Here is an 11,857-nt window from a genome sequence, read left to right as displayed (position 1 = left end):
TTTTTTAGTAACACTCAAAGATAAAATTATATATACATATAACGCTGAAGCTTTTTTTTAATTATGACTAATCTCAAAATGATTTTTCATGCTCAACTAAATAATCTTATATTTATAACGTCTAATTTTTCTATTTACTCATATGCCAGAAACCATTCTAGAACTCAGTGATGCCAGTATTTTCCAAAGAGAAACTCTTATTTTATCACAAGTCAATATCGAAATCCAAAAAGGTGAATTTGTTTACCTCATAGGGAAAACAGGGACTGGTAAAAGCAGCTTCATGAAAACCCTTTACGGAGATTTACCCTTACAAAGCGGTTATGGACAAATTGTAGGAATAGAATTGCAGAATCTAAAAGAAAAACAGATTCCATTTTTGAGGCGAAAACTCGGCGTCGTCTTTCAAGATTTCAAATTGTTGAATGATAGAAATGTAAAGGAGAACCTGATTTTTGTTCTAAAAGCTACAGGCTGGAAAGACAAATCTAAGATGGCACAAAAAATAGACGAGGTGCTTGATAAAGTTGGCATGAAAACTAAAAGTTTCAAATTTCCCTACCAGCTTTCCGGGGGTGAGCAACAGCGTGTAGCCATTGCCCGGGCTCTGCTCAATGATCCTGAACTTATCCTGGCAGATGAGCCCACAGGCAACTTAGATCCTCAGACTTCTGTAGAGGTTATGCAGGTTTTACAGGATATAAATGCCCAGGGAAATACCATCTTAATGGCCACTCACGATTACGCTCTACTCTTAAAATACCCTTCTAAAACCTTAAAATGTGACGGACAACGTCTTTTTGAGGTCGTTCAAAAACAACAACAAGCTAAATTATAACCTATGAAATTACATTTTAAATTGCTTATTTTAAGCTTTCTAGCCTTAAACCTCGCCTGTACACAAGAAGAATCTAAAGATAAAATAATGACAGAAAATACGCTTCTAAAAGACTGGGATGGTCCTTATGAAGGCGTTCCTAACTTCGACTCTATGAAACTTGAAGACCTGGAGCCGGCCATGGATTATGCGATAAAGAAACACCTTCAGGAAATTGAAGACATCGCTAATTCCAGTGAGCCTGCTTCGTTTGAGAATACCATTGAAGCTATGGAAAGGGCTGGCAAACTGATGGACAGAGTTTATACTTATTATGGTATATGGAGCAGCAATCTATCTTCTGAAGAATTTAGAGAAATTCAGCAGAAATTATCTCCAAAACTATCCGAATATCAATCTAAAATCCGTCAAAACGAAAAATTATTCAATAGAATTAAAGCAGTTTACGACAGTACCTTGGAAGAGAACCTTGAGCCACAGGAGCAACGCGTGGTCAATTTGGTCTATAAGTCGTTTGAGATGAATGGCGCCAACTTGGATAAGGAAGGGAAAGAACGTTATGCCGAAATCAATAAAGAATTATCCAAACTGTATACAGATTTCTCCAACAATATTCTACATGATGAGGAGAACTATGTCACTTTCTTAAACGAAGATCAGCTGGAGGGATTATCCGATTCTTTTGTCAAATCGGCCAAAAAAGAAGCCGAACAACAAGGCAAGCCGGATCAGTATGCCATCGTGAACACCAGATCGTCGATGGATCCTTTTCTAACCTATTCTGAAGAAAGAGACTTAAGGGAAAAGGTTTGGAAAAATTACTACTCCAGGGGAGATAATGCTGACGAATATGATAACAATAAACTCATAAAGGAGATTTTAAGCCTGAGAGATGAACGGGTCGAACTTCTGGGGTATGAGAACTTTGCGCAATGGAGGCTTCAAGACAGAATGGCAAAAAATCCTGAAAATGCCATGAATTTATTGATGGCTGTCTGGCCATCTGCCATAGCGAGAGTTGAAGAAGAAGTTCAGGATATGCAGCAAATCGCCGATGAAGAAAAAGCCAATATTGAAATCAAACCCTGGGACTACCGATTTTACGCTGAAAAAGTAAGACAGGAAAAATATGATCTGGATTCTGAAGAAGTGAAACAATACCTGGTCTTAGAGAACCTCACCGATGCTATTTTTTATGTGGCAGGGAGATTATTTGATTTTGAATTTTCAGAAATTACAGATGGCAGTGTTCCTGTATTTCATGAAGACGTGAAGGTATATGAAGTCACCCAAAAAACAGATGGCAGTCATGTCGGTGTGTTCTATTTAGATCCTTATGCCAGAAAAGGCAAGCGTTCCGGAGCCTGGGCAACCACTTACCGGTCTTACACAACTTTTGATGGTGAAACCAATGTGCTGGCCTCCAACAATTCAAATTTTGTGAAAGGCGCTAAAGACGAACCTATTCTGGTCTCCTGGGATGATGCTGAAACTTTTTTTCACGAATTTGGGCACGCGCTGCATTTCCTGAGTGCCGATGTAAAATATCCTACGCTAAACGGCGGAGTTCGAGATTATACCGAATTTCAATCTCAACTTTTGGAACGCTGGATTTATACAGACGAAGTCATCACCAATTACCTGAAACATTACGAAACGGGTGAGCCAATGCCTGAGGAGCTGGTCGCAAAAATTAAAAATGCATCCAAATTCAATCAAGGCTTTGCCACTACAGAATTTTTGGCCTCTGCCATCATGGATATGAAATACCATACTACAGATCCAGGTGAAATCGATCCAAAAACCTTTGAGAAGGAAACCCTGGAAGAACTGGGCATGCCGGAAGAGCTGGTCATGCGTCATCGCAGTCCGCATTTTGGTCATGTGTTTTCGGGTGAAGGTTATGCTACCGGTTATTACGGGTATTTATGGGCTGATGTATTAACTTCCGATGCAGCTGAAGCTTTTGCTGAAGCCGAAGGTGGATTCTATGATAAAACCCTGTCTGAAAGACTGGTTAAGTTCTTATTTGCGCCCAGAAATGCAGTAGATCCGGCTGAAGCTTACAGACAGTTTAGAGGCAGAGATGCGGAAATCAATGCCTTAATGCGCGACAGAGGTTTCCCGGTTCCGGAATAATTTTTATAGTATATAAGCAAGCTCATTAAAATCTATGATCTCGATTTTGATTCCTATTTATAATTTTAATGCGTCAAATCTACTCCAAGAGTTATTTGAACAATCTAAATTAATAAAAGACAAAGTCGAGATTATTATTTATGACGATCACTCTAACGTCTTCGAAAACGTCAATAGGATTACAGCAAAAAAGCTGAATTTTGATTACAGCTATCTGGCCAATAATATTGGAAGGAGTAAAATTAGGAACATGATGGCCAATAAAGCAACATCTGATTATTTGCTTTTTCTTGACGGTGACATACTACCAAAATCTAAAAAATTCATCCAAAACTACCTAGACGAAATTGAATCCGATACCGAAGTCATATATGGCGGAAGAATTCACGTGCCAGATGAAAGGCATCAAAATAAGTTGAGGTGGAAATATGGGTATTTTAAAGAAGATAAGACACCAGAACAGCGTCAAAAAAAACCATACCTGTCCTTAGTTTCCAACAATTTACTTATCAGGAAGACACTTTTTAAAAGTATTTATTTTGAAGAATCCTTGACTACCTATGGTCATGAAGATACACTTTTAGCAATTCAACTTAAAGCTAGAAAATGTAATTGTGTTCACATTTATAACCCTGTCATCCATCAAGATATTGATGAAAACGATGTTTTTATAGACAAAACAGAGTCCGCTCTTAAAAATTTAATGGCAATCCATAAGACACATCAGTTGCAGATGAATGAAATTAAAATCCTGAAAGTTTATAAATCGATAGAAAGATTCAAATTAAAATCAATAGCTTTTAATTTATTTAGATTACTTGAAAAACCCTTGAAATTTCATTTGATTAAAAATAAAAGTAATTTATTTCTCCTTGACGTCTATAAGCTGGGTTACTTTATCAAAATCAGCCGATCATGAATTTATTTTTTTCTGTTGTTATTCCGCTTTACAATAAGGAAAATTATATTCTTAACACACTGAATAGCGTTCTGCAGCAAGACTTCATAGATTTTGAAATCATTATAGTAAATGATGGTTCTACAGACGAAAGTGCGAATAAATTAAAATCAATTACAGACTCTCGATTAAAAATCATAACACAGGAAAATCTCGGGGTTCCCCTAGCAAGAAATAAAGGCATTTCTGAAGCTAATGGGATGTACATTGCTCTTTTGGATGCAGATGACTACTGGTATCCTCATCATTTAAGATCTCTAAAAGAGCTTATTGAGTTATTTCCCAGTGCTGGTTTATATGGAGATCGGTATGAAATAAGACTTCAGAATAAAACTACGCGTTTGGCCAGAATACCAGGCTATGCAAAAAACGAACCTTTACTAATCCAGGATTATTTTGCTGAAAGTTTAGCAGATCCAATCTTATGGACTTCGGCTAGCGCTTTTAAAAAAGAGGTGTTTTATGAAATAGGAAAATTTGATCCAGACTTGAGGACCGCACAGGATTTAGATTTTTTTATAAGAGGAGCTTTAAAGTTTCCGGTGGCATTTCATCCCAGAGTGGGCATGAGATACAATAAGGATAGTGAAAATAATTTGGCAAAATCAAAATTTAATAGGGATCGCCTTCGTTTTATTTCAAAATATAAAGCTGAAGAAGAAGAAAATACTTCATTAAAAAAATACTTGGATATCAATAGATATGCCCTGGTGATACGCTGTAAATTAGAAGGGGACCCCATCTGGAAAAAAGTGATTTCTGAAATAGAATTTGATCATTTAACGAGTAAACAACAATTTCTTCTCAGCTTTCCTGCTTCTATGTTGAGCGTTTTCAAAAAAATACAGATCTTCTTTATTACAAGAGGTATTTACCTAACAGCTTTTAGATAAATTATTTGAAAGTGTCATTTCGGTTGTCAAAATAAACATCGAAGTCGAGTTTACCGCTTATGATCCGCTTTGGCACTTTGTATTCTTCAGAAAAAATACTCTTCTGCCTGTCGAGTTTAGAAAAGCTTATCTGGGATAAATCGCTTAACGAGTGGATAAAATCACTTAAAATATAGGATCTCTCAGCCTCAAAATCTATGGTATAAGAGGAATCAAACTCAGTTGAAGTCCAAACGAAAAACGGAATCTCAAACATAGAACGGGTAGGAATATCGGAAGCATTATGACCTACGAAATCTCTGTCAAAAAACACTTCCTCCCCGTGGTCTGAAAAGTATAACACATAGCTTTTATCTTGCTTGGCCTTGACTTTATCTATGATTGTACTCACCATATAATCGACGTAACTGATAGAATTATGATACTGGTTGATGATCCTGAAATTTTCTTCAGAAGGAAATGGCGTAGCAGGTTCAGAATTAAACCGATCAAAAGCCTGAGGATACCTCAGCTCATAATTGGCATGAGTTGCCAAAAGGTTTAAGACGATGAATTTTTTTGGTGCCTCATCTGCCAGAGCCTTGTCCAGGTGAGGAAGTAGTACCTCATCTAAAGGGGTGACAGAGCCCCAGCGTGTCGTATTGGTATAGACATACTCGTCGGAAGCTTTGGAAAGCTTGGTCAGAAAGGTTTCATAAATACCAATCGGCCTTTGATTGGACAACCAGAAGGTCTTGAAACCTGCCTGGTTCATGAGCTGGATGACAGAAGATTCCGTGCCGGATTCAAGGTCTTCAAAAATCAGGGCCTCCTGTAAAGAAGGAATGGTATACGATTCGGAACTGATCACGTCTTCATAAATCATCAGTTCATCTTTTATCTGCGAAAGACCTGGAGTGGTTTCTCTTTCATAACCATAGAGTCCCATTTGCCGTCTGGCACTGGACTCTCCTATGATCAGGACAAAGGTATGCGAAGTAGGGTCTCCTTTAAACTCTGCGTTTTCAAAATGACCGAGAGGCTGATCCAGCTTAAGATCGGAAAACTTATAGGTTTCATAGATGTAACTCACACTACCTCTCAGGAGCTGAAAGGGAAAACTGGCGATGATAAAACCACTGATTTTAAGTCCCAGAACAAGCAGGACCAAGAGTGCTACTCTGGTGACAGGCTTTAAGTTGAGCTTTGAATAAAAGGCTGGCTGCTCTGGTTTAACTATAAATAAACTGATGAAAGACAACATGGATAGAAGGTACAGGACCAGCTTTTGGTCAACATACAGGTTCAAAAACTCTTTCGTTTCTGCTGAGTTGGTTTCGAAAAAAATGAAAAGGGATGAAGCAGAGAAAAAGGTATTGAACATGTAGAAAAACGAAGTTTCAAAAGCCAAAAAGAGAATAAAGACTGAATACAGGATTTTGGTGAGTATCCGTTTTAATCTCGGGGATTGTACAAAGCTTAGCAGTAACCAGATCAAAAAAAGAAGAACCAGATTTTCGATCAGATTTTGAAGGTTAAACCATCTGAAATCGGTGAATAAAAATTCGAATACAAAGCTGATAAGCACCGGCAGTATCCAAAACAAAAGTGACTTCAGGTTAATCTTCATCGCTTAATGTTTTGAGTTTAGAAATAGCTTTCATTCCGGTTTTATAGGCTTTTACCTGATCGTAAAAGGAAATATACTTATGCCTGAAGAGAAAAAACACATACTTTACTAACCACAAATAGGTCCAGTTATTGTAAAGCATATATTTTTGAGCCGTAGTAGCTTCAATTGACTTTTTACTTTCAAGACTAGAGGCCGAAGTTTTCCCTGGATGAATCAATAGAGGTGCAGCGACGTAAGCAGTTTTAAGATGGTTTTGCAGAACAGCATTTTTAAAAAGTTGTTCCTCTCCGGAAGGAAATATGGAACCAAGCCCAAAACGTTCATCCATCCTGATACCAAAAGACAATACATGCCTTCTTTTAAAACTTATTTCCACTGAAGACAAAGGGCGTTTTGAAGATTTCAAGTAGCCTTCTCGTTTTGGATATACTTTAGCTAAGTCTCGATGATCATTCAAAAACTGAAAAGAAATTAATGTAGCTTCTGGATAAGTTTTGTAAGCTTTAAAAATGAGGTTTTGGAAATCTGGTAAGTATATAACATCATCGTCTGAAAAAAGTAAGATATCCCCCACGGCATTGTCAATAGCCAGATTTCGGCTCTTGCTCAAGCCAAAGGTCCTGGAATTAATCACTCTAATCTTCGGGTTGGTGGACACCAGGTCTTCCTCAAGTTGAGTCTGATTGATGATCAAAATCGAATACAGCGATGTATCTAACTTAGGAAACAGTGAATCTAGAAAAGACAAATCTTTTCTGTTCATGGTTGAAATTAATACTTCTAAATTCAAATTTCTTTTCATACTCTGCTGAAAAATAAAGTCCTGCTAAACAGGGATAAAATGATCAGGAAATAAACCACATAGGTTAAAGCGTGTCCTATCACTACCCCTTCCAAACCAACTCTGGGTATAAAGTATAAGGCCGAAAAATACAATCCTAAAGCTAAAAATAAATCGGTTAAAATATAATGCCACATCATCTTTTTGGCATGAAACTGATAAACCATAACCAAGGCTAGTATTCTAAAAAAATCACCGAACATCTGCCACAAAAACAAGTCTGCTGCTGGCAGGAATTCTTCTGAAAAAATTAAACGGACAATTAAATCTCTCAGCAAGTAAACAACAATTAAACCTAAAGCAAACAGCGGTAAAATCTGTTTATAAAATGAAAAAATGATTTCTCTAAACTCTGATTTAGTCTGAGCTTCAGCCAGTTTTGGCAGGATGTATAAATTGAGCAGGGACAGCACGAAGAGCAAGTAATAATTGGATATCCTCAGTATGGCTTCCCAGTACCCGGCCTCTGCTTCTCCCAGCGTATTGATCAGGAAGTTTCTGATCCCTAAAAACACCAAGGGGAAGCTCACACTAGAAATCAGGGTCATAAAGGCAAACTGCCCCAGGTTTTTGAGCATAGGCGAGGAAAACTCACTCCAGGAAAAGGAGTTGAGTCTGCCAAAATAATTGCGAACATGGTATAGAGTAAAAAAAAGCATAGCCGAGGGTACCAAAACTACAGACAATATGGCTCCCTTCAAATCCACAGCAAAAACCAGAAGGGCAAACAACAGAAGATTTAGGATATGCGAGGCTATATTGATTTTAATAACTTTACTGAATTCACTAAAACCTTTTAGAATAGACATCAAGTAGATATTCATCACATGAAGTGGCAATACAAAAGCCATAACACGAATGATGAAAACAAAATCTCTGGAGCCGAAAATAAACGCATTGATAAATTCAGAAAACAGGAAGATCATGGCCATGACAAGACTACAGGCTATGATACCCGACCAAACCAGAGTAGATAAAAACGAAGAAAAGGCTTTGGGGTTTGATTTATTTTCAGCTGAATATTTCACGACTGCATTGGCTAAGCCACCGCTGGAAAATTTATGAAAAAGCTCAAGCGCATCTCTCATATTTCCAATGAGAGCCAGGCCCTGAGGCCCTAGTAAAAGCGCTGTAAGCTTAGAAACACCAAGTCCGGTCATCATTTTGATGAGCACAGAGAAACTATTGAAGGACGTCACCTTCAATAAAACGGATTGCTGGATGGCAGTTTTGAGACGTTTTAACACACTATGCATTGGTATTTCAGAATCGAAATTACAATTTTTAAATAGAGTTCGTTTAAAAAAACTGAGTCCCAATAACAAAAACAGCTTTATACATTACTGCATAAAGCTGTTTTTTCAAAAAATTGAAGAAGGTGTTATTGAAAATAAAAACTATTAGGGGCAATTCCAACGGTTTTTTCAGTAATAAGTTCACCAGTAATAGAATAGACTAACACGGTCCCATTGGAAGCAAAATCACCGGCATCGCCAACATAAATCCGGTTCTGACTGACCTCAAATCCATAGAATGAACCAAAGGTTGAAGTGCTTCCATAATCGAAAATGAATTCTGAAGAAAGTTGAGTAGCTGAAACGGGTGAAGCAAAGACCGATGTACCGGAAGTATAATAAAACTGGTCATTTTCAACTCTTAAGTTAGTTACAGACTCTAAGCTTTCAGGTTTAGAGATTTGATTTTCAACCGTAAACGTGGAAGGGTCAATTTTCTTAACGCCTTCAGAATCTAAAGCATACAGGCTTTGGTTATAAAGTTGCATGGAGTTAAGACCAGCCGCTAGCGTGAGGGTTTCGGTTATTGAATTTGAAGCCGTACTCAGCCTGGAGATTTGATTTCCAAAACCAAAGGCAGCATTTTGAATAAATAAGTCGTCGTTATAACTGACGATATGTTCTGCTACACCTCCCACAAGGACCGTTTCTTCAACTCCTAAAGTTTCGATATCGATGATAGCGACATAATCATCCTGATCTGAATCGAAAGCAGCCAGATTAGTGACATAAGCCTTACCATTCAGAACGACCCCGTATCTGGGAACACTAAGTCCTGAATCAACAGTTCCAAGCTTTTCAAAAGTATATCTATTCACAACGCTGATTAAATTGGACCCGTTGGCAATGATAAAAGCTTTGTCATCATCAAAAAATATAGATTGTAGATACAATCCTAATCCTTCATCAGGATTAACCTCCTCATAAATAGAGTTTGAAAGGTCCTGAAAATCTGAACTCAAAAAAGAAACCGATCCTCCTGCGCTTCCCCCTTCATTTAAAATGAGCGTTCCGTTAAAATAATCTCCGTCCGGAACTAGGGGCTCTGTCAGGTCGTCGTCATTAGTACAGGAGAGCATAACTGAAGCGAAAAAAGAGATCATGATAAATTTAAAATACGTGTTCATTTAATTTTGGTTTTAAAAATTGATTAAGGTTTGAATAAAAAAATGCCTTCCCGGCATAGGTCTGTTTTCAATCGTTTGATAGGCAACATCTCCTATATTTCTGACTCGAGCGGAGATTTTTAAATTTTGGAGTTTTGGAAATTTAAAGGACATTCCGGCATTCCAAAGCAGGTAATCTTCAAGTATATCACCTGGAGAATTATTGGTTCTTGTAAATACTTCTCCATTATATAAATTTTGAAGGTTTACCGAAAATCGGTTAATCTTATAAGTCAATTCGTTTGTGAACTTATGTTTGGGGACATAAGTAAGCTGAAAGCCTGTCTGTTTATTTTCAGAAATGGTATAAGCATAAAGAGAACTGAAATTGAAGTTATGCATACCCCACTCAAACCGAGAAGTGAGATGTGCTTCCAGGCCATAGGTTTCAACTGCATCTACATTTTCGGGTTGCCAGGTGTTTGTAGAATTGGGAACCCACCGAATGAGATTAGTGATGTCATTATAATGGCCTGTAAAAGACAACTGATGTTTGTTTTCAACCTCCGAAAAAACAACAGAAGCTTCCAGCTGATTTGAAGTTTCTGGCAGTAAATCAGTTCTTCCACTCCCCTCCCAGTACAAATCATTAAAGGTGGGTATTCTGAAATTTTTAGAAATATTAGCCTTGGTAGTTAAATTTTTAGAAAACTCATAGTTAAGCCCTCCGCTAAACAAAAACGGGCTTTCATACACATCTGAATATTCCTGTCGAAAACTGACTTCTGAGGTCAATTTTTTCCAGTGATGCTTGGTTAGTAATGCAAAACTTGCAATGCTCCTGCTTTCAGACAAGACGTTATCACCGTTGGCACTGCTATAATTGTATTCGCTTAAAACATTAAAGTCGAAATCTTTATAAGAATAGAATAGACTGTAGCGAGCTAAAGCAGTTTGAGCCCTAGCTCCGGTAGGGCTTGGAGTTCTCGAATCTGGAATATATTCAAAATACTCATCAAAAAAAGCGAGTTTCAACACTGAAGTCACTTCAGAAAACTCACTTTCCCATTCCAAAAGGTGTCTGTGGTCTTTATTCAAATAGCTGGATGGCGGATCGGATGGAAATAAAAGCGAGAAATTTCTATCGCCATCGAAATACATGCCGTAATAAGTGATTTTATTGTTTTGATTCAGTTTTCTGGCCAGACTCAAATTGGCATTATAATGCTCGAATTCAGCATTTAGGTTTTGTCGAGACGTACCTGGCCAGTCATAATCATTTTCAGAAGAAAACCGAGACAGAGCAAACGATAAACTCCATTTTTCATTGGAGGTTGACGCTTTTAGCAAATTTTGATAGGTCGAAAAACTTCCAATTCTTGCACTAAAAGTTAGATTGGTTTCTCCATCAAACCTAAGTCTGTTGGTAAGGTGAATACTCCCCCCTATTGCACCCGTTCCGTAAACCACACTTCCGCCGCCGGGTCTAACAGAAATCTCATCGAATCCATCTACAAGTAAGGTGTTGAAATCGGTTTGGCCGTTAAACTGAGAATTGATATTGAATCCATTCCAAACCACTGCTGTTTGCTGAGCAGTAGTTCCCCGAAATGCAGGAGAAGAGACCATGCCGTAGCCGTTTTGCTTAAAGAAAATGGGTGTGTTTTGTTGTAAAACATCTGTAAGCGTTCCGGGGGAATCCCGTAATATTGAGCTGGATAATGTAAACACGAGTTGCCCAGTAGAAAACCTGTTAATTTGGCGATCTACTACAAACACTTCATCCAGTCTCTGGATGGAATCTAACTGAGCGTAACCTGATAACGTGACAAAACACGCTAAGACGCAAAAACGTAACGAATACTTCATACACCACTAGACCCTTATCCCGAAAGTCATTGTTTAAAATTTACACATTGAGGCAGGTCTCCTGGCTTGCGTCTTTGTTCAACCTTCCCATTCGCTGAAGACGAACAGTGGTTTTGAAGTTGAGGAACAAAGCATACGCATATGGCGTACTCAGCTTACAGTTGCGGGAACAGCTTTCGATTTTAACGAAATTCCCTTTTAATCTTCAAAAGTTGAAATAACCTTTGAGAACCAAAATGCTTTGCAAAAGTAAACTTTTCTTAAAGAAACTATACTTTTTCCGCACTTAGTTTTTCAAACTGATTT

Annotated in this window: 9 protein-coding genes and 1 riboswitch; of the genes, 4 read left to right on the top strand and 5 right to left on the bottom strand. The window is 37.9% G+C overall.

Annotated elements, in window-relative coordinates:
* Window positions 1-142 precede the first annotated feature (142 nt).
* The 4 genes from BLP81_RS04085 to BLP81_RS04070 are packed head-to-tail and all read left to right on the top strand — an operon-like array spanning window position 143 to window position 4,828.
* Window positions 143-838 (top strand): cell division ATP-binding protein FtsE, encoded by a 696-nt coding sequence (locus BLP81_RS04085; RefSeq protein ID WP_093366031.1) that lies wholly within the window; start codon window positions 143-145, stop codon window positions 836-838.
* A gap of 3 nt (window positions 839-841) precedes the next feature.
* The gene (locus tag BLP81_RS04080; RefSeq protein ID WP_093366029.1) at window positions 842-2,977 is read left to right on the top strand and encodes a M3 family metallopeptidase; all 2,136 of its coding nucleotides are present in this window, start codon (window positions 842-844) and stop codon (window positions 2,975-2,977) included.
* A gap of 34 nt (window positions 2,978-3,011) precedes the next feature.
* On the top strand, window positions 3,012-3,896 hold the full coding sequence (locus BLP81_RS04075) for a glycosyltransferase family 2 protein (RefSeq protein WP_093366027.1): 885 nt from the start codon (window positions 3,012-3,014) through the stop codon (window positions 3,894-3,896).
* Window positions 3,893-4,828 carry a glycosyltransferase family 2 protein gene (locus BLP81_RS04070; RefSeq protein ID WP_093366025.1) on the top strand — a complete coding sequence of 312 codons (936 nt, stop codon included), beginning with the start codon at window positions 3,893-3,895 and terminating at the stop codon, window positions 4,826-4,828. Before BLP81_RS04075 ends, BLP81_RS04070 begins: the two co-directional genes overlap by 4 nt.
* A gap of 1 nt (window position 4,829) precedes the next feature.
* Here the strand turns inward: BLP81_RS04070 and BLP81_RS04065 are convergent, their stop codons facing one another.
* The 5 genes from BLP81_RS04065 to BLP81_RS04045 all read right to left on the bottom strand — a co-directional run bounded on the left by BLP81_RS04065 (window position 4,830) and on the right by BLP81_RS04045 (window position 11,551).
* Window positions 4,830-6,437: a sulfatase-like hydrolase/transferase gene (locus BLP81_RS04065; protein ID WP_093366023.1), complete on the bottom strand. Its 1,608-nt coding sequence runs from the start codon at window positions 6,435-6,437 to the stop codon at window positions 4,830-4,832.
* Window positions 6,427-7,203 carry a glycosyltransferase family 2 protein gene (locus BLP81_RS04060; RefSeq protein WP_093366162.1) on the bottom strand — a complete coding sequence of 259 codons (777 nt, stop codon included), beginning with the start codon at window positions 7,201-7,203 and terminating at the stop codon, window positions 6,427-6,429. The genes BLP81_RS04065 and BLP81_RS04060 overlap by 11 nt, the downstream gene beginning before the upstream one ends.
* 35 nt (window positions 7,204-7,238) lie before the next feature.
* Window positions 7,239-8,537 carry an O-antigen translocase gene (locus BLP81_RS04055; RefSeq protein ID WP_245686407.1) on the bottom strand — a complete coding sequence of 433 codons (1,299 nt, stop codon included), beginning with the start codon at window positions 8,535-8,537 and terminating at the stop codon, window positions 7,239-7,241.
* Window positions 8,538-8,662: 125 nt separating this feature from the next.
* On the bottom strand, window positions 8,663-9,703 hold the full coding sequence (locus BLP81_RS04050; protein ID WP_093366021.1) for a YncE family protein: 1,041 nt from the start codon (window positions 9,701-9,703) through the stop codon (window positions 8,663-8,665).
* Window positions 9,704-9,715: 12 nt separating this feature from the next.
* The gene (locus tag BLP81_RS04045; protein ID WP_093366019.1) at window positions 9,716-11,551 is read right to left on the bottom strand and encodes a TonB-dependent receptor; all 1,836 of its coding nucleotides are present in this window, start codon (window positions 11,549-11,551) and stop codon (window positions 9,716-9,718) included.
* Window positions 11,552-11,585: 34 nt separating this feature from the next.
* Window positions 11,586-11,802: riboswitch (cobalamin riboswitch) on the bottom strand.
* Between the last annotated feature and the right edge of the window lie 55 nt (window positions 11,803-11,857).

Origin of the sequence: Psychroflexus sediminis (assembly GCF_900099815.1) — a bacterium.
Taxonomy (GTDB): Bacteria; Bacteroidota; Bacteroidia; order Flavobacteriales; family Flavobacteriaceae; genus Psychroflexus; species Psychroflexus sediminis.
This window is presented reverse-complemented; position numbering and strand designations above follow the sequence as displayed.

What these genes read in the sequence shown, in the direction of transcription:
- BLP81_RS04060 (WP_093366162.1), bottom strand. Translation starts at nt 7,203, where the DNA reads ATGAACAGAAAAGATTTGTCTTTTCTAGATTCACTGTTTCCTAAGTTA.
- BLP81_RS04070 (WP_093366025.1), top strand. Translation starts at nt 3,893, where the DNA reads ATGAATTTATTTTTTTCTGTTGTTATTCCGCTTTACAATAAGGAAAAT.
- BLP81_RS04065 (WP_093366023.1), bottom strand. Translation starts at nt 6,437, where the DNA reads ATGAAGATTAACCTGAAGTCACTTTTGTTTTGGATACTGCCGGTGCTT.
- BLP81_RS04045 (WP_093366019.1), bottom strand. Translation starts at nt 11,551, where the DNA reads ATGAAGTATTCGTTACGTTTTTGCGTCTTAGCGTGTTTTGTCACGTTA.
- BLP81_RS04080 (WP_093366029.1), top strand. Translation starts at nt 842, where the DNA reads ATGAAATTACATTTTAAATTGCTTATTTTAAGCTTTCTAGCCTTAAAC.
- BLP81_RS04050 (WP_093366021.1), bottom strand. Translation starts at nt 9,703, where the DNA reads ATGAACACGTATTTTAAATTTATCATGATCTCTTTTTTCGCTTCAGTT.
- BLP81_RS04085 (WP_093366031.1), top strand. Translation starts at nt 143, where the DNA reads ATGCCAGAAACCATTCTAGAACTCAGTGATGCCAGTATTTTCCAAAGA.
- BLP81_RS04075 (WP_093366027.1), top strand. Translation starts at nt 3,012, where the DNA reads ATGATCTCGATTTTGATTCCTATTTATAATTTTAATGCGTCAAATCTA.
- BLP81_RS04055 (WP_245686407.1), bottom strand. Translation starts at nt 8,537, where the DNA reads ATGCATAGTGTGTTAAAACGTCTCAAAACTGCCATCCAGCAATCCGTT.